Source organism: Sphingobium sp. B11D3D (assembly GCF_025961755.1).
Taxonomy (GTDB): domain Bacteria; phylum Pseudomonadota; class Alphaproteobacteria; order Sphingomonadales; family Sphingomonadaceae; genus Sphingobium.
On the sequence record NZ_JAOQOG010000001.1, the window covers coordinates 2,684,349 to 2,707,201 of the forward strand.

The 22,853-nt window shown below is 63.2% G+C and carries 18 protein-coding genes; 6 read left to right on the forward strand and 12 right to left on the reverse strand.

Annotation, left to right across the window (positions count from 1 at the left end; translation table 11 throughout):
* Positions 1-5: 5 nt before the first annotated feature.
* The 6 genes from M2334_RS12715 to M2334_RS12740 all read right to left on the reverse strand — a co-directional run bounded on the left by M2334_RS12715 (position 6) and on the right by M2334_RS12740 (position 9,939).
* Entirely contained in the window at positions 6-731 is a 726-nt protein-coding gene (locus M2334_RS12715; RefSeq protein WP_264605602.1) for an energy transducer TonB, read from the reverse strand.
* A 100-nt stretch (positions 732-831) separates the two neighbouring features.
* Positions 832-3,207 (reverse strand): TonB-dependent receptor, encoded by a 2,376-nt coding sequence (locus M2334_RS12720; protein ID WP_264594918.1) that lies wholly within the window; start codon positions 3,205-3,207, stop codon positions 832-834.
* A 315-nt stretch (positions 3,208-3,522) separates the two neighbouring features.
* Positions 3,523-4,842 (reverse strand): spinster family MFS transporter, encoded by a 1,320-nt coding sequence (locus M2334_RS12725; protein WP_264576322.1) that lies wholly within the window; start codon positions 4,840-4,842, stop codon positions 3,523-3,525.
* A 45-nt stretch (positions 4,843-4,887) separates the two neighbouring features.
* Positions 4,888-6,516 (reverse strand): thiamine pyrophosphate-requiring protein, encoded by a 1,629-nt coding sequence (locus tag M2334_RS12730; protein WP_264576323.1) that lies wholly within the window; start codon positions 6,514-6,516, stop codon positions 4,888-4,890.
* A gap of 9 nt (positions 6,517-6,525) precedes the next feature.
* Entirely contained in the window at positions 6,526-7,485 is a 960-nt protein-coding gene (locus M2334_RS12735) for a TauD/TfdA dioxygenase family protein (protein ID WP_181558976.1), read from the reverse strand.
* Positions 7,486-7,539: 54 nt separating this feature from the next.
* Entirely contained in the window at positions 7,540-9,939 is a 2,400-nt protein-coding gene (locus M2334_RS12740; protein WP_264605603.1) for a TonB-dependent receptor, read from the reverse strand.
* 187 nt (positions 9,940-10,126) lie between these two features.
* Between M2334_RS12740 and M2334_RS12745 the strand changes: the two genes are divergently transcribed.
* The gene (locus M2334_RS12745) at positions 10,127-11,239 is read left to right on the forward strand and encodes an amidohydrolase family protein (protein WP_264576325.1); all 1,113 of its coding nucleotides are present in this window, start codon (positions 10,127-10,129) and stop codon (positions 11,237-11,239) included.
* Between the two features lie 45 nt (positions 11,240-11,284).
* Here the strand turns inward: M2334_RS12745 and M2334_RS12750 are convergent, their stop codons facing one another.
* The 3 genes from M2334_RS12750 to M2334_RS12760 all read right to left on the reverse strand — a co-directional run bounded on the left by M2334_RS12750 (position 11,285) and on the right by M2334_RS12760 (position 14,710).
* Entirely contained in the window at positions 11,285-12,067 is a 783-nt protein-coding gene (locus tag M2334_RS12750; RefSeq protein WP_264594920.1) for an IclR family transcriptional regulator, read from the reverse strand.
* A gap of 95 nt (positions 12,068-12,162) precedes the next feature.
* Positions 12,163-13,314: an FAD-dependent oxidoreductase gene (locus M2334_RS12755; RefSeq protein WP_264605604.1), complete on the reverse strand. Its 1,152-nt coding sequence runs from the start codon at positions 13,312-13,314 to the stop codon at positions 12,163-12,165.
* A gap of 4 nt (positions 13,315-13,318) precedes the next feature.
* Positions 13,319-14,710 (reverse strand): FAD-dependent oxidoreductase, encoded by a 1,392-nt coding sequence (locus M2334_RS12760; RefSeq protein ID WP_264605605.1) that lies wholly within the window; start codon positions 14,708-14,710, stop codon positions 13,319-13,321.
* A gap of 104 nt (positions 14,711-14,814) precedes the next feature.
* Between M2334_RS12760 and M2334_RS12765 the strand changes: the two genes are divergently transcribed.
* Complete coding sequence (locus M2334_RS12765; RefSeq protein WP_264594923.1) at positions 14,815-16,308, forward strand: FAD-dependent oxidoreductase; 1,494 nt, start codon at positions 14,815-14,817, stop codon at positions 16,306-16,308.
* 80 nt (positions 16,309-16,388) lie between these two features.
* Here the strand turns inward: M2334_RS12765 and M2334_RS12770 are convergent, their stop codons facing one another.
* The 3 genes from M2334_RS12770 to M2334_RS12780 all read right to left on the reverse strand — a co-directional run bounded on the left by M2334_RS12770 (position 16,389) and on the right by M2334_RS12780 (position 18,971).
* Positions 16,389-17,222: a p-hydroxycinnamoyl CoA hydratase/lyase gene (locus M2334_RS12770; RefSeq protein ID WP_264594924.1), complete on the reverse strand. Its 834-nt coding sequence runs from the start codon at positions 17,220-17,222 to the stop codon at positions 16,389-16,391.
* Positions 17,212-17,682 carry a MarR family winged helix-turn-helix transcriptional regulator gene (locus M2334_RS12775; RefSeq protein WP_264569702.1) on the reverse strand — a complete coding sequence of 157 codons (471 nt, stop codon included), beginning with the start codon at positions 17,680-17,682 and terminating at the stop codon, positions 17,212-17,214. The genes M2334_RS12770 and M2334_RS12775 overlap by 11 nt, the downstream gene beginning before the upstream one ends.
* Before the next feature lie 179 nt (positions 17,683-17,861).
* The gene (locus M2334_RS12780) at positions 17,862-18,971 is read right to left on the reverse strand and encodes a 5-methyltetrahydropteroyltriglutamate--homocysteine S-methyltransferase (RefSeq protein WP_264605606.1); all 1,110 of its coding nucleotides are present in this window, start codon (positions 18,969-18,971) and stop codon (positions 17,862-17,864) included.
* A gap of 152 nt (positions 18,972-19,123) precedes the next feature.
* Here M2334_RS12780 and M2334_RS12785 point away from each other — a divergent pair, with 152 nt between their 5' ends.
* From M2334_RS12785 to M2334_RS12800, 4 genes are all read left to right on the forward strand, one after another.
* Entirely contained in the window at positions 19,124-20,860 is a 1,737-nt protein-coding gene (locus tag M2334_RS12785) for a thiamine pyrophosphate-requiring protein (RefSeq protein WP_264605607.1), read from the forward strand.
* Positions 20,861-21,072: 212 nt separating this feature from the next.
* Positions 21,073-21,444 (forward strand): TIR domain-containing protein, encoded by a 372-nt coding sequence (locus M2334_RS12790; protein ID WP_264605608.1) that lies wholly within the window; start codon positions 21,073-21,075, stop codon positions 21,442-21,444.
* A gap of 12 nt (positions 21,445-21,456) precedes the next feature.
* Positions 21,457-22,446, forward strand: coding sequence for a caspase family protein (locus tag M2334_RS12795; protein WP_264605609.1), 990 nt, complete (start codon positions 21,457-21,459; stop codon positions 22,444-22,446).
* 4 nt (positions 22,447-22,450) lie between these two features.
* Positions 22,451-22,729, forward strand: a complete 279-nt coding sequence (locus M2334_RS12800; RefSeq protein WP_264605610.1) for a hypothetical protein — start codon at positions 22,451-22,453, stop codon at positions 22,727-22,729.
* The last annotated feature ends 124 nt before the right edge of the window (positions 22,730-22,853 follow it).

Sequence of the window (22,853 nt, forward strand, 5' to 3'; positions counted from 1 at the left end):
GCGCCTTATGCGTTGTCTTGGGATTGAATGACGAAGGGGATTTCCACCACGCCTTTCACGAAAACCGGCTGGCCATCACGCAAGGTGGGCCGCCAGCGCCAGCGCTTGACGGCATCGAGCGCGGCCTTGTCGAGCCGAGTGAAACCGCTGCTGCGTGCGATCCTGATATCGTCCACGCAACCATCGAGGCCCACGGTCAAGGCCAGCAGGACCACGCCCTGCTCCCGCTTGCGGCGGCTCTCAATGGGGTAACGCGGCGCCTTGCCGGCCACCATTTGCGTGCCCAGGTCGCCGCCGTCGGTGACCGAGGGCACTGAGATCGGCGCGGCGGCCGGGCGGAGCTGTGCCGGCGGCCCCGGTGCCAAGACCGGGACGACCGGAATATCCGGCATTGCGGCCACCATCGGCGGATCAATCCGGGGAATGTCGATCTGTGGCCGCGGCACCACCACCTCGGGCGCACGGGGCGGCGGTGGCGGCGCGTCGACGGGCGGCGGAGGCGGCGGCGAAGAGATCAGATTGACCGTGAAGACCTTGGGCGCCTCACCCACCTTGAAACTGGGCCCGAGGCGGGTGACAAGCGCGAACAACCCGGCATGGATCAGGATGACGAGCAGCACGACCAGCGGATTGAACCGCCTGCCCTGCCCATAGCGCCCCTGACTTGCCGAGTGTGAAATGTTCACTGCGGACACCCCTTTTCGCCTGCCGCTATCGACGAACAGGCCCATTCCGTCAATAATGCGAATCAATATTACCAGACGTGCGCCGGATCATTGATGTGGATCAGGGGCGAACCGCTTTGGGTCGGTTCGCCCCTGCCCCCCACACTCAGTAGCTGTAGGTCAGGCTGAACACGGCGGACCGCCCCACCCCCGGCTGCGCCCAGCTGTTGTTCACATTGGTCCGCACGGTGGTGACATAGTCCTCATCCGTCACGTTCTGCACGTTCACCTGCGCCAGCAATCGCTCGGTCACCGGATAGGCCAGCATGATCCGATGCAGCGTATAGGCTGGCACATAATAGACCGGCGTCGCGGTCGGGTTCATCGAGTGGCGACCCTGATAGGTCAGGCCATAGCCCACTTCGAGACCGAACGGGAACTTGTAGGTGGTGAACAGGCTGCCCGAATGCTTAGGCGTTGCCGAGAGCGCCGTGCCGGCCGTCGGATCGGGATTGGCCACCGTGTTGCCGCAGCTCACCGGATTGGCCAGACAGAAGTCGGACACGCCCTGGATCAGCTTGCTATCCAGATACATGTAGTTGGCGAAGATCGACCAGGCTTCGGTGATGTTGCCCGTGGCGCTCAGCGACACGCCGTTCACCCGCGAGCGGCCATCGAGCACCTGATCGGGAATCGTGGGATCGCCCGAGGCCACGCGATACTTGTCGCGCTCATTGCGGAAAACCGCCGCTGCGAGTTGCAGCTTGGCGTCGAACAGATCGGCCTTCACGCCAATTTCGTAATTCTTCGCCGATTCCGGTTCGACGTTGCAGGTGTTGACAGCGCAGCTGCCATCAACCGAACCCTTGGACGGTGTGCGCGAATTGCCGACCGCCACATAGGCGCTGACGTTTGGCATCGGCTTGAACACCGCGCCAACACGCCAGGAGAAGAGATTGTCCTTCGCCTCGAACGGGCCGGTCACCACGCCGGTGGTCACGTTGCGCGTCCGGGTCGAACCCTCGAAGCGCTCATAGCGCACGCCGCCGTTGATCTCGAACATGTCCGAAAGCTTCATGGTGTCAAACAGATAGGCCGCATAGCTGGTCTGCTCGCCGACATTGTAGCCGGTCTGAATGTAGTTTTGGGGACCGGTATAGATGTTGCTGCCATAGACGCGCGCCAGCGTTCCTGCCGGGGCGGCCGGTCCCGTGAGGACGGCGCCGGGGTTGGCGATGTTGGTGAGCGGATAGTAGCTCGGGGCGGCAAAGGGATTGCTGCCGTCGGCGGCACGCAGGATGCTACCATTGTTCAGCGTATAACGCTCCCACAGCAGCGATCCGCCGAGAACGAGCGTGTGCTCGATGCCGCCCGTGGCGAATTCGGCGCTCAGGTCGAGCTGGTTATAGGCGGTTTCGTTGCGGATGTGGCGGGCCGTGCCACGACCACCGGTCGGCAGATAATAGCCTGCCGGGACGACCAGCGTGCTGCTGCCGATCGCGACGGTGCAGGCGCTGCCATCCGGCTGCAGACCGTTCGCCAGGCAGAAGGTGCCCGTGGGCTGGCTGGTAACGGTGTACTGGCTGACATTCTCATAGCGAGTGAGATTGCGCACCTTCACCGTGTCGCTCAGCTCGTGCGAGAAAATCGCCTGCACCGAGTCTGTCACAGACTGCTGCGTGTCCACATTGGCGAAGCCGTAATAAGCGCTCTGGTTGAAGTCGGGCAGATAGCCGCCCTGAGCCGCATAATAACGCAGGCCGTATTGCGGCATGCCCTTGTCGTCGAGATGCTCATATTGCAGCGTCAGGCTGGTCGGGCCATCGATACCGATGGTGACAGCCGGCGCCACACCCCAGCGCTCGTAGAACTCCACGTCCCGGCCGGGCACGTCGTTCTTGTGGTAGACCGCGTTCAGTCGCACGGCGATCATGTCGCTCACGCGCCTGTTGAGATCGACGGTGCCGCGATAATAATTGTCCGTGCCGACGCCGCCCTGAACCGACATCTTGTCGTCCGCCAGCGGCTTCTTGGTCACCAGATTGATCGACCCGCCGACCGAGCCCGCGCCGCTGAACACCGAGTTCGCGCCATTGGCGACCTCGACCTGCTCGATATTATAGGTCTCGTTGCGGTTCATGATTGCACCGCTGCGCACGCCATCGACCGAGATATCGTTGTTGGCCGAATAGCCGCGCAGGTTGATGCGGTCGCCATAGCCGAAACCGCCCTCGCCGGCGCCAAAGGTGATGCCGGGCACGGTGCTCAGCACTTCGCGCAGCGTGAGCAGGTTCTGCTGCTGCAGCGTCTTGGCGCCGATCACCGTCACCGTCTGCGGCGTATCCAGCAGCGGGCGCGTATATTTGGGCGATTCTGCCCGCTCGACCTTGACCTCGGACTCATCGATGGCCGTGTCGGTCACGGTCATCCCGCCCAGACGGCGCCCCTGCTCGCTATCCTGCGCGACAGCCGGCGCGGCAAACGCGACGGCGCTGACGCAGCCAAGCGCGAGAAAGGAAGTGAGATTGGCGGATTTACTCATGCGGCGTTCCCCAGTTGGTGTCATCGATCGCTATTGCGAGTCGGTCGCACCAATTAGGATATTGCGAGTGATTTGCAACACATGATTTGTGGTCAGCGTTGCGATTTACAACTTTTGGGTTCCCGCGACTTCCCTTGCGTGTGCTGAATCGGCAGTCCTTACGCGCGCTTGGTGCCGCAGTTGGGCCGAGCGGCGACTGGTCTGTGATCAGAAACGACGCCGGAGTTGGCAGCCTTGGGTCTGACCCGGCCACCAACTCCGTCCGTGATCTGCAGTCTAATCTAGCGAGGAGCGAGCGCCTGCCCTTCTCGCCTCTTAGGCGTCCGCCAAGGCCCGCTTCGCGTCCGCCTCCAGCGACCGCCCAGCGAGCAGGAACATCACCCCCGCCAACAGCGCCGTCACGACGATGACCAGCATCGAATAGCGCACGGCCACATCACCCAGCGTGGGGTGCAGCACGTCATTCAGATAGCCCACGACCAGCGGGCCGAGCGCCTGCCCAATCAGTGCCGCGCTGAACAGCAGGATGGAGGTTGCGACAGCGCGCATCCTCAGCTTCGCCACGCTCATGACCGCCGCGAACACCGGGCCCTGATGGATCAGCAGAAGGAAAGCCGAGGCCGCATAAGCCGCGAGCCAAACCGCCGTATCCTCGGCGAGCAGGAAGATCAGCTCAGCAGGCGCGGCAAGCAGACAGGTGATCGCCGGCAAGGTCATGCGCCAGTGGCTGGCCTTGCGGCTCAACCGGTCGATCAGCAGACCGCCCAGAACCACGCCGGCCACCCCGAACACACCCCGGATCGGACCGATGGTCGCAGCCACCTCCACCAGCGTGAGGCCGTGGACGCGCGTCAGGAAGGTCGGAGTCCAGACGCTGGCGGCAAAGACATTCAGCCCCATCAGGGTGGCGCCGATGACCAAAAAGACATAGGCACGCTGCTTGGCGAGAAAGGCCATGCTCGCCTTGAAGCTTTCCCTCGCCGCACGCTCGATGCGCTTGGCTTCGGACGCCCCGCGCTCCGGTTCCTTGACCGTCAGGAAGAACAGCACCGCCAGGAACACGCCCGGCATACCGGCCACGACGAACATCGACCGCCAGCCATATTCATGGCCGACCCAGCCCACGATGGGGAAGAAGAGAATCGATGAGATCGAGACCGCCGTGCCGAAGATCGAGAAAGCGAGCGGGCGCCGCTCCGCGCGGAACAGGTCGGAGATGATCGAATTGGACGGGGCAATACCGCACGCCTCGCCCGCACCCATGAGGAAGCGCGCGATGGCCAGTTGCCAGATGTTCGCCACCCAGCCGGTCACCATCGTCATCAGGCTCCAGAAGGCGAAGCCGACGGCAATGATATTGCGCCGGTTGTAGCGATCCGCCGCCCAGGCGATGGGCACGCCGAGGATGGAATAGAACAGCAGAAAGGCGAGCCCGGACACCAGCCCGAGAGCGGTGTCCGAGACATGCATCTCCGACTTAATGGAGGGCAACGCCAGCCCCAGGAGGGAGCGATCGAGATAATTGAAGGCCGAAACCAGTGTGAGGAACCCGAGGCCGTAGACGGCGCTGAAGTTCCAATCCTTCACGCCCCCCTCAGGGCCAGAGCCAGTCGGGGGCGCCGTCGTTTCGGCCATCGCATCTCTCCCAGTTTATAGTCACCCGGTTATGGTCGCCCGCTTTTATAGTCGCGAAGCGCGCGTTTCCTTCGCGGTTATGAATTCGATCAGCGCGGGCTGCCCCGCCTCGATCGCGGCCAGCGCGCGGTGAATGGCCGGCACGATCTCTTCCGGACGCGTGACGCGCTCGCCATGGCCGCCAAGCGCCTTGGCGAAATCAGCATAATGGCCGGAAATATCGGTCGCGCGGAAGCGCTCGGTCGCCACCGGCATCACCGGCAGTTCGATGGCCATCGCCTCATTGTTGAGCAGGATCGACAGGATGGGCAGGCGCTCGCGCACCGCCGTCTCGAAGTCCATGCCGGTAAAGCCGATGGCCGCATCACCCCACACGTTGATGCACAGCTTGTCCGGACAAGCGAGCTTGGCGCCCATGGCGAGGCCAAGGCCATAGCCAAGCTGCGTGGACTTGCCCCAGCCGATATAACTGAGCGGCGTGATCGACTTCCAGTAAGGCGTGAGCTGATCGCGCGGGCTGCCGGCATCATGGGTGATGATGGTGTTGGCAACGTCCACGGTCTTCTGGAGATCCCAGAGCACGCGATAGGGGCTGATCGGCGCATCGTCGCTCTCCAGCAGCGGCAGCCAGTTCGCCAGCCACTCCTTCTCGACCTTGGCGATTTCCGCGGCCACCGGCCCGGCATCGCGCGGCGCTGACACCAGCGCGCGACAGGCTTCCAGCAGCATCCCGAGCGTCAGCTTGGCATCACCGGCCAGCGCCATCTCGCAGGGCACATTCTTGTTGAAGTCAGCCGGATCGAGCGTCGAATGGATGACCCGCTTGCCCTGCGGCATCTTCACGCCGAACGCCGTCTCGCTGAAGCTGCAGCCGATGCCGAAGATGAGGTCCGCCTCATCGAGGAAATGCCGCAATTGGCCCGAAATAGCCGCGCCGCCCGAACCGAGCGCCAGCGGGTGCGTCTCGTCGAACGCGCTCTTGCCCTCAAGGCTTGTGGAAACGGGGATGGCCAACAACTCGGCCAGCGCCTTCAGTTCCTCATAGGCCTCGGCCCAGTGCACGCCCTGCCCGGCGTAGATCACCGGGCGCTTGGCGGCGACCAGCGCCTCGGCTGCTCGCTTCACCGCGTCTGGCTCGGGCGCATAGCGGGTGGTGACAACCGGCTGATAGCTCTCGGGCGCGTCGATTTCTTCGCCCAGCACGTCCCAGGGCATCTCGACCAGCACAGGGCGCAGACGGCCATTGCGCAGCTGCGTGAAGGCGCGGCGCATGATGTTCTGCGTTTCTGCCGCAACCGTGATCGGCTCGGCATGCTTGGTCACATCCCGCATCGAGACGCTGGCATTGAAATTGTCCGGCACGAAGGCGATGCGGCGGGCATAGCCCTGCGGCAGCACCAACACGGGCACGGATTCGGAGTAAGCCTGTGCCACCCCGCCATAGGCATTTTCCGTCCCCGGCCCATGTTGCATGGCGAACACGCCCATGCGCTTGCCCCGCGTCAGGCGGGACAGCGCATCGGCCATGTGAACGCCCGTCCGCTCCTGGCGGACTATGACCGGGCGGATGCCGATTGCGGCGGCATCCTCCAGCACGGCGTTGCGCGGATAACCGAAAATGACGTCTACACCCTCACGCTTGAGGATGTTGGCGATGGCAGCACTGACTTTCATGGGGTAATTTCAATCCTTCCTGGGGCCTTTCGGGCCGATCGGCCTCTCGCCCATGACCGTCGTGCGGATGAGATGCCGACGTTCGTACTTGAAATCATGGACGCCACGATGAAGCAAGAAACGATTGTCCCAGACAATCAATGTGTCCTTCTTCCATTTCACGCGGCAATGATAATGGAGGTGCTGGGCAAGGCTCTGGAGATAGCCGAGCAGCGCTTGGCTCTCGGCCTCCGTCCAGCCGACGAAGCGCTTGAAATAGGCCGTCGTCGCGAACAAGGCCTTGCGGCCAGTCACCGGGTGAACGCGCACCGCCGGGTGGATATTCTCCAGCTCGTCTTCGCTGAACCCGTGCGATTCACGCAGGCGCAGGCGCTTCTCGGGCGGCAGCTTCTCATTGCGCGCCCAGATTTCCTTGCCTGAGTAAACGACCTCAAGGCCGTCGAGCAGTTCCTTCATAGCATCGGAAAGATGCTCATAGACGAGGTAGCCGTTCGAGAAGGCGGTATCGCCACCGAATTTGGGCACTTCCAGCGCGCGCATCACCACGCAGAGCGGCGGCTGCAGCAGGAACGGGCTGTCCGTGTGGAAGTGCTCGAAGGAGGGAACGACGTTCTCCGGCTCATGCGCTTCGCGGCGCACTTCCTGCATATCCTGATGCTCGCCGTAGGTCGGCGCCTGCGGCAGCTCGGTAATCGGGCCGAAGTAGCGCGTGAACGCCTTGTGCTGCTCCGGCGTCAGATCCTGGTCGCGGAACACGATGACCAGAAAATGCTCGAACGCCTTCATCACTTCGGCGAGCGTCTCGTCATCCAGCGGCTCCCGCAGGTCCACACCGCTGATCTCGCAGCCGCACGCGCCGGAGATCGGCTCGACGGTGATCCGCTTGAATTCGGGCATGGGCAAACCCGCCACGATCGTGCCGGTCGCCTGATCGGCGGCCTGCCCCTTGTGAGACACTTGGATGTTCATCTCGAAGCTCCTCTTCCAAGACCCCGGCGCAAGACCGGCCGGGGTCATCATCTATCAGAAATTGCGCTTGATGGTGACAGCCCATTCCCGCGGACGCGCCGGGCGCCCTTGGATGGACTGGGTCGATCCGCGATTGTCGAACAGGCCGTCATAATAGAGCCGGTCGGTGAGGTTGGTGACCTCAAGCGAGAGCTGCCAATCCTCGGCCACATCGCGATACGTGAGGCGCGCATTCACGATCGTGCGCCCTTCCACCTGGTTGAACGGCGCGCGGTTGATCGCCGTCGAGAAATAGGGGCTCTGCGAATTGACGTCGATGCGCGGGGTCAGCGAGCCGGCATCACCCAGTTCGATCTTGTACTGCCCGCCGACGCTCCAGCGCCATTCCTGCACGAAGGGCGCGTCCATATCGAGGGTGATGCCAGCGCTCTGGCCGATGGCGGAAATCGACTTGTAGTCGAAGTCCAGATAGCCGAGCGAGGCATCGATCAGCAGGCCGCGAACCGGGCGCAGCGTCGCCTCGACCTCGAAGCCCTTCACATCCGCCTTGCCGGCGTTGAGCGGCAATGCGCAGGGCGCGGCCGGCACCGTCGGACAGGTCGAGACGCTGACCAGAATGTCGTTATACTTGTTGAGGAAGCCGGAGACGTTCAGGCGCAGCAGCCGGTCGAACAGGTCGCTCTTGAAACCGACTTCATAGGCGGTCAGCGTCTCGGGATCATGCGTCAGCGCCTGCGCCGGGAAGAACGGCCGCGGGTTGGCGCCGCCACTCTTGAAGCCCGTCGCGATCTGCGCATAGGTCATGAAGTCGGGCGTCCAGCGATACTGGATGACACCGCGATAATCGAGACGATCGCCCTTGAACGTCCGCACCAGCCCATCGAGCGGGGCGAGCGACGGCGGCGCATTACCGCCGTAGATGTTCCCCGGATTGCCCTTGCGCGCATATTGGAAGCTCTTGGTAATGTCCGTGTAGCGCAGGCCGCCGATCAGCGTCAGCTTCTCCGTCAGATGCAGTTCGGCATTGGCGAAGGCAGCGATGGTCTGGGATTCGACATGGTCGTTCTGGCGAAATTCCAGCGTGGGAAGCTGGACACGCGAGCCGCCGTCGCTGGTGCCCTCGAAATAATAGCCGCCCACCGTATAGTTCAGCAGCGTACCGATCGCACCGCTGGCGCGCAGTTCCTGGCTGAACTGATTGTGGTTCACGTCATTGGCCGTCAGCGCGATGTTGATCGGCGAGGACTCGGCCGATGTGAACACCGAATTATAGCTACGATAAGCCGTGATCGAGGTGATGCTCAGATCGCCGACATCGATGGTGATGTTGCCTGAGAGGCCCCAGGCATCAAGGGAGTTACGCGCCGGCGCTGCATAAGGCGCCGTGCCATCACGCGGGGCATAGTTGAGGTAATTCTCATAGCTCACGAACGGGCTGGTCGTGAACGTATCCTGCGCGAAATTGCCGTAAGGGGAATAGCTGATGAAGGGCGAGCCGGTGGCCGTACCATAGCGGACGCCGTCGATCACATAAGGGGCGGTCGCGCTCGACCCCGGCCCCGTCAGCGTGCCGACATAGAGCAGTGTGGAGGGCGCGGACTCGCTGTCATCACGGGTGATGTCGCCGATGATCGAAATGTCGACCGCGTCATTAGGCGTCCAGCGCAACGTGCCGCGGCCGGCGACATAGGACTTGCCGCCCTCCGTACCGAGCTTGCAATTGTCGGAAATCGCAAAGGTCCGCACCGGCGAGGCCGGGTGAGTGCAGCGGTAATCGTAGCGCGTGACGTAGCCGTCCTTCTTCACGCCAGCGCCGGAGACGCGCAGGAAAAGCTGATCGGGCACGACCGTCAGGTTCAGGCCGCCGCGCACCTCGGTGCGGTTGAAGCTACCGTAGGTTGCCTGGACATAGCCGCCGCCCGAGCCGTCCGGCTTCTTGGAATAGAGCTTGATCGCGCCGCCGATCGAGTTCTGCCCGGCAAGCGTGCCCTGCGGCCCGCGCAGGATTTCCACCCGGTCGAGGTCCAGCAGATCGAGCATCGAGCCCTGCAGCGTCGAGTAATAGACGTCATCGACATAGAGGCCGACGCCCGGCTCCAGCGCGAACGTCGAATCCGACTGGCCGACGCCGCGAATGAACGCCTGGATCGATGGGCCGTAGGTGGCCGGCGCTTCGGCGAGATTGACGTTGGGTGCCTGTGCGGCAACCTGAGCGATGCTCGTCTGGCTGCGCGCTTCCAGCATGTCGCCAGAGACGGCGGTGATGGCCAGCGGCGCATCCTGCAGACGCTGCGAGCGGAACTGCGCGGTCACCACGATGTCATCGGCATCGGCCTGCTGGGGAGCGCTTTGCTGGGGAGCGGGGGCATCCTGCGCCATGGCGGGTGTCGCCAGGGTTGCGGCGCTTAGCGCCAGTGCGCTCGCGGCCTGCAACAAAAGATTGGCCTTCTTCATCATCACTCTCCTCCAATGTCAGAACGCCCGTGCCTCGGGCTGTTATCGGGCGGGACCATGGCGACGCTCGGCGCGCATGTCAAATTTATTCCATATTGCAGAAGTCTTGTTCCGTATATTGGAATTGACGACTTGACTTGTTGCCGCACCGCCGTAGCTTCCGCCCCAGAAAAACGAGGAGGGATGAATGGCAGAGTTCGATCGACGGCAGCTTCTGGCGGGCGGACTTGCCGCTGGCGGCGCCATGAGCGCGATGACCGGCACCGCAGCGGCGCGCACGATGCGGCCGCCCCCAGCCGCCGCACCCGCGCGACGGATCGCCGTTGAGGAAGCCTGGACGATTGCCGAGCATCAGGACGCGCTGGCCGCCCTTGCCACCGGAACATGGCCCAATCTGGACGCGCAGCTGATTAACCCGCTTGGTTCGCGTGGACCCGATCGCCTCACCCGACGCCTGCGCGACGTGACGGAGCGGCTCGCGGAAATGGACCGCCTCGGTGTCGACATGCAGATCCTTTCGCTCACCTCGCCGGGCGTGCAGATGTTCCGCGCCGATCAGGCCGTCGCCATGGCCGAGCTTGCCAATGATCGCCTAGCCGAAGTGGTCCGCGCTCACCCGAAGCGCTTCGCCGGCCTTGCGTCCTTCGCGCCGCAAGACCCGGGCCGGGCTGCCAAGGAAATGGAGCGCGCCGTCAATAAGCTCGGTTTCAGCGGCTTCATCGTGAACTCGCACACCAATAACGAGTATCTGGACGATCCCAAGTTCATGCCGATCCTGGAGGCCGCCGCCGCGCTCGACCGGCCAATCTACATCCATCCCCGCTGCCCGTCAGACGGCATGGCTGAGCCGTTCCGCGATCATCGCTTGCAATCGGCGATCTGGGGCTATGCTGCCGAAACGGGCACCCATGCCATGCGGCTGATCCTAAGCGGTGTGTTCGACAAGCTGCCCAACCTCAAGATCGTGATTGGCCATATGGGTGAAAACATCCCGTTCCACCTGTGGCGCACGGACCATTGGTTCGAGCGCCGGCGCGATGCCTATGGCAGCAAGCTCAAGCCCTCCGAAGTCATGAAGCGCAACGTGTACATCACTACCAGCGGCGTGGAGCATGGCCCGGCCTTGCGCTACGCGATCGACGTACTGGGTGTAGACCGCGTGCTTTGGGCGATCGACTATCCCTATGAGGAGATGGAGCCCTCCGTCACCTTCATCAACCACGCCCCGCTTGACGGAGAAGAACGCGAGGCGGTCTGCCATCGCAATGCCGCGCAGGTCTTCCACCTCCCGCCAGCCTGATCCCGCCTAACCCTGACGACCCGCCCTGGCCCGCCAGGGCGGGCGTCAGGCCTCGGCGGAGGCGTGGCCGAAGGTAGCGCTGAGCGTGCGCGCTGCCGCCATGACGTCGCTCGCCATGCGCTCGCGGTCCATCGTGCCGAAGCGCTTGGCCGGCATCGTGAGGCCGATCGACCCAATCACCGCATTCCCGCTGCGGAAGACAGCCGCCGCGATGCCCGCGACATCGGCTTCCTGACTGTAGAAGATTGCGCAGCCCCGCTCACGAATGGCGGCCAGTTCCTCCACCAGCACTTCGGGCGGCGGCGTCGGGGCGCCGGTCAAAGGCCCCACCGGGCTCTGCGCCAGCGCCGCCGCCAGATCCTCCGCCTCCAGATGGGCGAGAATGGCACGGCCCAGCGAGCCCCAGGTCAGCGAAAGATCAGTATAGGGCTCCAGCACATGACGCAGCGTGTGCGGCGTGAGGATTCGCTCTGAGACGATGGCGCGGTGATGGGGGGCATCGTAGGTGCAGAATACCGCCGTCTCCTGCCAACCCGTCCATAGGGTGCGGAGGAAAGGCCGCACCGCCGCGACATAATGGCTGCGGCTCAAGATGTTGGCGGACAGCCTGAACAGTTCACGCCCAGCCCGATAGGATGTGCCGTCACCCCGCTCCACCAACCCGCCACGAATCAGCATCTGCAACAGCCGATGCACGCTGCTCGCCGGCATTCCCGTGCCCGCGGCAAGATCCTTGAGCGCGCAATCGCCGTCGCTTTCGCCGATCAGTTTGAGCAGCGCAATCATGCGGGCGCCAGAGCCGCGATCGGTGTTGGTCGATGAATCCATGAAAAAGAAGACGCTCCGCCCCAAACCCCGCGCTGCCGGGGGAGCGTCTTCTACGAAATCTTCAGCGCTGACGCCATTGCCGAGTTCTGCCGCGATCAGGCAGCGGACCTGGCCGCCAGATGCGCGAGCGCAAGCGCGCCCGCCCGCTCGCCGAGCTGTAACGATCCGCCCGTGCCCAGCGCGGCCCAGGCGCGCGGATCGGCAGAGACAGCCCGCCCGGTGACGAACAGCCCGCTCAACTCGCGGGGGCGCAGTGCCGCATCAATGAGTGCACTATCGCTCTTCAGTGGCGCATCCTCAGCGCCCAGCACATGCCCGCCCACGACATGGCGAAGGCGCGCGGCCTGCATGGCACCCGCGACGTCGATCAGAAAGCTCGCTTCGAGTCCAGGCAGGGTCCGCAGGAGCGGCAGGATCTCGCGGATCAATGTCCGCGCCCGCGCCTCCTGCGCGCCCAGTTGCGCGACGCTGGTTGCCCCGTCAACCTGCATGGAAGGCCCGCGCACATAGGCCACGCCCCTGTCCCGACCCGCTGACGTTATCCCATAGAGCACGAGTCGGTCCGGCTGATCGGGCGACAGCACGCCCCGCGCCTTCGCCTCGGCGAGGCGGGCAGGCCATGTCGCTTGTCCGTCCAGCACCGCATCGAACGCGACGCCGCCAATCCGGTAATTCATGGCGATACTGGCGGGCTCGTCCAGCCCGCGCATTGCAGCGCCCGCCCGCATCGCCAGTTCGCCATCGCCGGTGGCGTCGATGACAACGCCGGCCGGGACAGCGAAGCGCCCGGACTTGTTCTCGACCATCGCGCCCCGCACGACGCCCTTTTCCACGATGGGATCGGCCGCCCAACTGGAGAGCAGCAGTTGCACCCCCGCCTCCTGCGCGAGATCGAGCAGCGCATATTTGAGTGCCTCGGCATCGTGAACCAGACCATCGCCGAGAAGGTCCGGCCCGGCATCGCCGTTTCGCTCCAGCCGGCTGACCAACTCGGCCGCGATGCCCTGTTCTGCGGGCGTAAGGGCGATATCGAAGGACAAGGGGCCATTGCCGCCCAGCACCACGTTGCGCTCCACCAACAGCGTGCGCGCCCCGCCCCTCGCCGCCGCCACAGCCGCCGCTACGCCGGACAATCCGCCGCCGCACACCAGCACGTCGACCGCGCGATAGACCGGGGTTCGGCGGCCCGGCAGCATGATCTCACCGCGCGTTGCCCCCGCTGTGCGTTCCATGATCGTCGTGCTCATCCGCTTAATCCCGCACCATATTGTGGATCTTGGCCTTGCTGATATCGATCGCGCCATCGGCCAGGTTCTGGCCCTGCGCGATCAGCAGCGCCTGCAATTCGTCGATGGCGACCTCGCGCAGCGTCACCCCGTCCCGGCAAGCCAGCGCCGCCGCCGTCCCCGCCGCCTGACCGAAGGCCATGCAGTCAGGGATCTGCCGACAGCGCGAATGGGCCTCATAGCTCATCGACACGGTCTTGCCGGCAACCAGAAGATTCTCGAAGCCCTGCGGCATCAGGCAGCCTAAGGGCACGCCGAACACCGACGTGACCATCTTGGCGTTAGCCAGCCGCTCGCGAAAGGCCGCCGTCGTTTCGCTGCCATCCGAGGGGTGACGCACGAAGCCAAGCGTGTCAGGCAGGCGGTGGTAACGCTTGAAGATGTCATCCGCGTGGAAGAGCCCTTCCAATATGTCGTCGCGCGTGAGCGTGTAGTCGCCCAATATCCGCCGGGAATCGCGCACGCCGATCATCGGCGCTGCCTTGATGAGATAGGCCTCCTCGAACCCCGGCACGGTGCGCAGGAACGGCATGAAGGCGCGCACGCCCTGCCGGGCGCGGATCTCCGCATCGGTCAGCTCGTCGGCATCATAAGGGTCGCGGTGCAGCACACGGACGCCGTAGATATAGCCCATCTGCCCGGCCCGGGTGGAAGGCGCGATGCCGAAGTTGGAGAAGTTGTCGAGATAGACGTCGTCCAGCAGAACGCCTGCAGCCTTGGCTGCCTTCACCATCTCGGTGCGACCCTTGCGATCCTGACTGTGGCGATAATCCACCCCGCCGATCTGGAAGAGCATGACCATCGGCTGCGGGTGATTATACTCTTGCATCGGCGCTCCGGCCCGGGCCGCGACGTCGGCATCGCCGGTCGCGTCGATCACCACGTCGGCCAGCACGGCCTGCCGCCCGGCCTTGTTCTCGATGACCACGCCGCGCACAGCGCCATCCTCGACAATCGCATCGGTGACCCAGGTCTGCGACAGCATGCGTACGCCGGCTTCCTCCACCAGTTCGGCGAGGACGAATTTGAGGATTTCGGGGTCGAAAGGCACGGCGAAATGCCCGTCCTCCAGGTCCGGATCGGCACCGCCATTGGCGCGCAGCCGCTCGATCACCTCTTTCATGATCCCGCCGGTGAAGAAGGCTTGGTGATATTCCGTGACGAACGAGCGCGGCCCGGTGCCCCCCAAGGTCGTATCCCGCTCGATCATCAGAACGTCGGCGCCATTGCGGGCTGCGGCGACCGCTGCAGCGACGCCGCCGGCGCCTCCGCCGCAGACCAGCACTGCGGCCCGGTCAACCACCGGCAGCACTTGCGGCTGCTCCTCGATCCACTCCTGCTGGTCCACGGTTGTCATGCGTCACCCCTTGCTGTCGGCCGCCAGGAACTATCTAACTATAATATTCTTTGCAAGCGGCATCGCCGCTTGCGGCTCAAAACATATGACTATATTATTTTTGCATGGAGAAGAGATTCGGGGCTCCCACCGCACGGGAAACCATCACCGAGGCCGCACGGGAGATCCCGGTGGCGCGGCGCACGCAGGTTCTGGTCGTCGGTGCCGGCGCAGGGGGCTACCCCGCTGCCATCCGTGCCGCACGCAATGGCGCTGAAGTGCTGCTGATCGAGCGCAACGCCGTTGTCGGCGGCACCGGGCCCATGTCGTTCGTCACTGAATTCCTCAGTTGCGAGAATATGAGCGGCATTTTGCGCGAGATGCAGCAGCGCCTCGCCGCGCATGATGCCGCAGCCGAGACCTTCCTGCCGGAGTATTTCAATCTCGCTTACGACCCTGAGATGCTCAAGCTGGTGGTGCTCGACATGCTGGTGGAAGCCGGCGTCGATCTCCTGCTCAACACCAATGTCGTCGACGTGATCCGTGAGGGGGATGCGCTCAAGGGCGTCATCATCGAGAACAAATCCGGCCGGCAGGCCATTCTCGCCGATGTGATCATCGACGCCAGCGGGGATGCCGATGTCGCCGCGCGCGCCGGCGTCGCCATGCATCCGCGCGAGGACCCACAACCCATGATGATGTTGTGCCGCATGGGCGGCGTCGACTGGGAACGGATGCAGGCCCATGCCCGCGCGAACCCGGACGATTTCTCCAAGCTGTGGGGTACGCCCGCCAATCCGCTCGATGGTGCCCAATATGTCCACCTGACCGGCTGGAAGTCGCTGGTGGCGCAGGGCAAGGAAGAGGGCGCCCTGCCCGGCACATTCGGCCATCACATCTCGATCTTTGGTGCTACACCGGCCAATCTGCGCCATGGCATCGGCTATCTCTATGCCGTGCAGGTGCTCAATCGCGATCCCACCGACGCCGCCGACCTCACCGGCGCGGAGGTCGAAGGTCGCCGCCGGGCGCGCGATTTCCTGCCGTTCGTCAAGCGCATTCCCGGCATGGAGGACGCCTTCCTGATCGATATGGCGCCGCAGATCGGTGTGCGGGACAGCCGCCGGATTGTCGGCGACTACACGCTCACCCGCGATGACATTTTCGATGGCGCCACCTTTGCGGACGAGATCGCCCTCAAGGTCTATCGCGGCCCGAATGTGAAAGGCTGGGTGCGCCACAAGCCCGATGGCAGCGAGGGCGGCAAGGGCCATGACCTCACCGAAATGCCGATCTCGGTCGTCGTGCTGGGCCTGCCTTATCGCTGCCTGCTCCCGCAAGGCATCGAGAATCTGCTGGTCGCGGGCAAGACCGTCTCATTCGATAATGAGGCCCATCAGCGCGTGCGGTTGATGCCCGAGTGCATCGCCATGGGCGAGGCCGCGGGTGTGGCCGCCGCCGTGGCAGTGCGCGACGGCGTTTCGCCGCGTCAGGTCGATACGGACGCGGTGCGCGCCCTGCTGAGCGAAGGCGGCATGAATCTGGACCGGAGCAAGGTCCGGGTGCAGCAAGTGCGGGAAACCCTCGCTAGCCGGGGCTTGAATGTCCTGATGGATTGAGACCGGCGCCCTCCCCGCGCCCCTTGCCCAAGGCGGGGACGCGGAGCAGGTGAGGTTCGGCGCTTACACGCGAGGAGCGATCAATCCTCGCGGCGATACCCGCCCAGGCCGGGCTTGAAGGACTTTTCGTCCAGAAACTGCGTCATCCCCTTGCGACGCCCACGCTCGGTATCCTGACCCGCCGCCGTCGCCGCCATCGCGCCGAGCATCGCCTCGGACGTGTCCCAATCCAGCCGCTCGACATATTTGAACGCGGACTTGGCGTGGCGCAGGATGGTCGGGTTCTTGGAGAGTAGCTTGCGCGCCAACGCCTCGGTTTCGGCACGCAGATCGGCCAACGGCACCGAGCGGTTGACCAGCCCCATTTCCGCCGCCTTGCGCCCGTCGAACGGATCGCCGGTCATGATATAATAAAGGCTGTCGCGGTGGTTCATCACCTGCGCCACGGCGCGCGTGACGTTGCCCGCCGGGATGATCCCCCAATTGATCTCCGAAAGGCCAAAAGTGGCCTCATCGGCGGCAATCGCCAGATCGCAGGCGACCAGCGGCGTGAATGCCCCGCCGAAGCACCAGCCGTTGACCATCGCAATGGTGGCCTTGGGATAGTGCGTCAGGCGCCGCCACATCCAATCCGTCGCGGCGCGGCGAAAGCGGGCCTGTACAATGGCGGATTCGCCCTCGGTCTCCCGGAAATATTCCTTGAGGTCCATGCCGGCCGAGAAGGCCTCCCCCTCACCGGTCAGCACGACGACGCCGACATCGTCGCGCACCTCCAGCCCATCGAGCACCTGCCACATCTCACGATTGATCGTGGGATTCATCGCATTGCGCTTGGCCGGGCGGTTGAGGGACACCCATGCGATGCCGTCATCCAGCGTGACCTTCACGGCCTCATAGGTGTGTTCACTTGTCATCGATGGATTGTCCTTTCGCTTCCATGGACACGACCAGGCGGGTGAGCAGATCGAGCAATGTCTTGCGCTCTTGCTCCGCCAGCCCGGCCGTGAGTTGCTCTTCCAGCCGCCGCGCATCGGCATTGACCGCTTCGAACCGCGCCTGCCCCTCGGGCGTCAGACTGATGAGCGAGATCCGGCGGTTGAGTTCGCTGGTCTCGCTGGTGATGAGGTTCTTCTCGCGCAATTGGGCGAGTTGCTGGGTGGCGGCCTGCGGCGTGACCCGCTGCACCCGCGCCAGCTCCGCTGCGGAACAGGGGGCGAGGCGTTTGAGGAAAGAGAGGATCGTGAAATCGCTGGTCGTCAGCCCGTGCGCGCGCACTACCTCGTCCAGCTCCAGTTTGCCGGCGGTGTAGCCGCGCTTGAGCAGATAGAGCAGCCGCCGCGGCCTTCCTTCATCGGATCGCGACTGCGCGCTCATGCTCCCCCTCTCCCGCCGACTTCCGGCCGCACAAATTGACAATCTACTTTATATAAAGCTTCTTGATAATTATCCCGCTGACTGTCAACCGGCTTCGCCTTCTCCGCACCGCATGCGAAAGGGCGACACCTGCCGATGCCGCCCTTCAGAAATCCCATCTTGTACTGCGCGGGGAGGCGTCAGCCCCAGACGTCTTCGGCTACGCGCACGACCAGTTCCAGCTTGGCCTTCTCGTGCTCGATGTCCATCATGTTGCCGCCGATGCCGCTGGAGAAGCCGCATTGCGGCGACAGTGCGAGCTGACTGATATCGGCATATTTCGCCGCATCCTCGATCCGCCGCTTGAGTTCGTCGGGGCTTTCCATGGTGCCCCGCTTGGTGGTGACGAGGCCGAGCACCACGGTCTTGCCCTTGGGCAGGAAGCGAAGGGGCTCGAAGCCGCCGGCGCGGTCGGAATCATATTCCAGGAAATAGCCGTCGATGTTCATCTCGTTGAACATGACTTCGGCAACCGGATCATAGCCACCCTCGGCGACCCAGCGCCCGGCGAAATTGCCCCGGCAGACATGCATGCAGACGGCCATATCATCGGGCTTGGTGGCGATCGCCGCGTTGATGAGCTTGGCATAGACGTGCGGCAGCTCGTCCGGATCTTCGCCGATGCTGGTCGGCACCTGCGCGCGCAGGGTCGGATCGCAGAGGTAGGCGAAGTTGGTCTCGTCGATCTGTAGATAGCGGCAGCCGGCATCGATCAGGTCGCCAATCTCCTCGGCGTAGACCGCCGCGAGGTCCGCGTAGAACTCCTCCATCGTGGGATAAGCCTCAGCATCGATGGCATCGCGCCCGCCGCGGAAGTGCATGATCGAGGGCGAGGGAATGGTGATCTTGGGCGTTTCCTTCGTCACCGTCTTGAGGAACTTGAAGTCCTCGACGAAGATCGGCTTGGGGCGGCTGAGCTTGCCGGTGATGCGCACCGTATGCGGCTTGCTCTCGACCGTGCCCTGCTCGTTGCGGAAGGTGGTGCGGTGGCTGGATTGCCAAGGTTCGACATTGGCGAAGCGGAGCAGGAAATCGGTGTGCCAGCTGCCGCGATTATACTCGCCGTCTGTGATTGACTTGAGGCCGACGCCTTCCTGCAGCGCCACGACCTCGCGGATCGCGTCCTGCTGGATGGTCAGCAGCTCCTCCGCACTGAGCTCGCCGGCGGCCTTCTTGTTCCGGGCTTCGATGAGATAGTCCGGGCGGATGAGGCTGCCCACATGGTCGGCTCGGAACGGCGCTGGCTTCATGCAAAACTCTCCCTTGGGCAACAACAGAATGCGGTTTTGATGATCGTCATTTGAGACAATCCCTGCCCCCCGCCAATAGCACGATTCCTTGCAGCAGCCACATTTTTCGTTATCAATGACAACAAAATAAGCTGCCAAAGATAGGAGATTTCATGGTCAGTCCGGCGCAAAGCGTTTCTGCCCCTGCGGAGACGGCGGATATCGACGCCCCCATGATCGAGGCTTCGGCGGGCGAGATCTTCCTGCGGCGGCTGGCAGCCAACGGCATCGAGTATCTGTTCGCCAATGGCGGCACGGACTTTGCGCCGGTGATCGAGGGCTTTGCCCATGCGCAGGTGGCGGACTTCAAGGTGCCCACGCCCATCCTCATCCCGCACGAGACCGCCGCGCTCGGCATGGCGCATGGCTATTATCTGGCGACCGGACGGCCGCAGGCGGTGATGGTCCACACCAATGTGGGCCTGGCCAATTGCGTGATGGGCGTGCTCAACGCGGCCTCCGACCAGGTGCCGATGATCCTCGCCAGCGGCATCACCCCGCATACGGAGCACGGGCCGCTCGGCCACCGCAACTCGCCGATCAACTGGGGCCAGAACATGCGCGACCAGACCGCGATGGTGCGCGAGCCGGTGAAGTGGGACGCCACCCTCGCTCGCCCCGAGCAGATCGCCCCGCTGGTCGACCGCGCGGTGGCCATCGCCACCTCCAGCCCGCGCGGCCCGGTGTATCTGGGCCTGCCGCGCGAGGCGTTGTGTGAGGTGACGACCTATCGCGACAGCAAGCCGCGCAATGCCGCCGCCCGCGCCGCGCCGCATCCCGAGGATCTGGCGGAGGCCGCGCGGCTGCTCGATGCCGCCGAGCGCCCGCTGATCGTCGCCTTCCGGACGGGCGCGCGTGGTGGCGGGTTCGCCGCGCTCACCGCCTTTGCCGAGCGCCACGCGATCCCCGTGGTCGAGTTCTGGCCCTCGCAGCTCTCCATCGACGGCGCCTCGCCCATGCATGGCGGGTTCGACCCCGGCGAGGACCTGGCGGCGGCGGACGTGGTGCTGGTGCTCGATGCCATCGTGCCTTGGCTGCCGCACCGCCACGGCTTTGCCGAGCAGGCGACGGTGATCCAGGCCGGGGCCGATCCGCACCAGCTGGAAGTGCCTCTGCGCGGCTTTGCCACCGATCTGGCACTGACCGGCGAATCCGCCCATATCATCGCCGCGCTGGACGAGGCGATGCGCGCGCTGACCCCGGCGCGGGACCGATCCGCCCGCTTCGCCCGGCTGGCCGAGCGCCACGCCGCGCGGCGCGCGCAGCTGGACAGCGCGGTGCGCGCCGGGCCGCCCATGTCCGCCGCCTTCGTCACCCGCGCGATCGTGGCGCTGATCGGCGCGGAGGGCTGCATCGTCAGCGAACTGGGCGCCAAGCCGGAATTCGTGACCGGGCTGCGCGGCGACCAGTTCTTCCAGAACCCGATTTCCGGCGGGCTCGGCTGGGGGCTGCCCGCCGCGCTGGGCGTGCAGCTGGCGGACCGCGAGCGGCTCGTCGTCGCGACGGTGGGCGATGGCAGCTACATGTTCGCCAATCCGGTCGCCTGCCACCAGATCGCCGAGGCGCACGGCCTGCCGCTGCTCACCATCGTCTATAATAACGGCATCTGGGGCGCGGTGCGCGGATCGACCCTGGGCATCTACCCCCAGGGCCACGCGGCGCGCGCCAATGTGATGCCGATCACATCGCTCGAGCCGCTGCCCGACTTCTGCAAGATCGCGCAGGCCTCACGCGCCTGGACCGCGCGCGTGGCCGACCCGGCCGCGCTCGCCGACACGCTGCGCGAGGCGGCGCGGGTGATCCGGGAGGAGAAGCGTCAGGTGCTGGTGGAGGTTAAGGTGCGGCGGTAGGGCAACTTTATCAACCACAGTCAAAGGCGCAAATGCGGCGTTCGTCGACTAGATAAGAAATGCCAAATCCCTCGAAATTTGACAGTCCGATGTGTACGGAATGTGGTGTTTAGACACCCTCTCGAAATTAATTATACCATCCTCTTGCTTTTTCTGTGCCGTGGGTAATCATACGTCGAGCCACTTAGGAAGCATTTTTTTGGGAGCGTATTATGGCCGACAAAAAGGTTATTTTCGTCGCATTTGCTATCGAAGATGAGCGGCAGAGAGATTTTCTAAAAGGCCAATCTCTTCATCCACGCGCACCATTTGAATTTATAGATATGTCGGTGAAAGAAGCATACGACACCGAGTGGAAAGCAAAAGTACGTACTCGGATTCGTCGCTCCGATGGAGTAATCGTATTGGTTAGCAAGAATTCTTTGACCTCCAGCGGACAAAAGTGGGAGGTTCAGTGTGCTCACGAGGAAGGAAAGCCTATGCGTGGCATTTATGCATACGCAAATGATCGCACTAATTTGGCGGGAGTAGCGACCTACCCTTGGAGCGACAAAAACATCAATGATTTTATAGACTCTCTATGATGAGGTAATCCGGTGCGCAAGGCTCTCATCGTCGGAATAGATTATTACGATAATATTGGTAACCTGAGTGGATGTGTTAACGATGCACATTCAGTGAGAAGCATGCTTGAGCGCCATGCAGATGGCACGGTAAACTTCGCGACGCCTAAGATAATGACAGGAACAAGCGCCTCAGAACGCATAGAAAGATCAGACATTAAGGATGCAGTTAGAGATTTATTTTCTGACGATTCCGAAATCGCTCTCTTCTATTTTGCAGGCCACGGTTACGTTGAGGATACTGGGGGCTTCCTCTGCGGCACGGGATGTAAGTCTGGCGATGATGGCTTCTCGCTTTCTGAACTGATGACATTAGCGGGAAAATCTCCTGCAAAAAACAAGATCGTCATTCTCGACAGCTGCCACAGCGGAATTGCAGGTACGCGGCCTGACCAGCCGGTTTCTGAAGTAAAAGAGGGGATGACTATATTAACTGCTTCCACTGCCGAACAGTACGCTCTGGAGGTAACGGGAGGCGGCGCCGGCGTCTTCACCAGCCTTTTCGTTGATGCACTTGGAGGTGCTGCCGCGAATCTTCTTGGGGACGTAACGCCTGGTAGCGTGTATGCCCATATTGATCAGTCCCTCGGCCCTTGGGCGCAGCGTCCAATGTTCAAAACAAACGTTAAAACGTTTGTTTCGCTGCGTAAGGCGGCAGCGCCAATTCCGCTGGCAGATCTACAGGCGCTAGCAACTTATTTTCCTCGGCCTGATTACGATTTTCCGCTGGACCCAGCTTATGAGCCAGAACGATCTGCAGAACAAAAATCTGATTCAAGCATTCCCGCACCGGATCCCCAGAAGAATGCTATTTTTGCGATCTTACAGCGCTACGTGAAAGTTAACTTGGTGCGGCCGGTAGGCGAGGAGCACATGTGGCACGCCGCCATGAATAGTAAATCTTGTGAACTGACCGTGCTCGGGCAACACTATCAAAGGCTGGTGGCCGAGGGATTGATATAAGACGATGGCCAAGCTCAGCCAAATTGAGGCCATACTTGACGCGCTGATAGATGACCTAGCAGCGATTGAACATGAACGTTGGGCGCATTGGCAGCGGTATATGCATTCGAAGGGCGTGCGACAGGCAGACGGTTCGCTAGTTCTGCCCGCTGATCTGGTGGAGCGTTGGGAACGGCAATCCGAAACGACTTATGTTGATCTTAGTCCGGAAGAAAAAGAGAGCGATCGCGAGCAAGTGGCGCGGTATCTTCCCACGATCGCTGCAGCGTTGAAGCACGTCTGATAGATCGTAGTCGGAGATTGTCGCTCATTAGAGCGATTAAGAGGCCCCTTCTCAAAAACAGCATCGTCTCAACCACTCGCAAAAAACGCGAATCTCCAATGAAGTTGAGACAGAACAGCGCTTT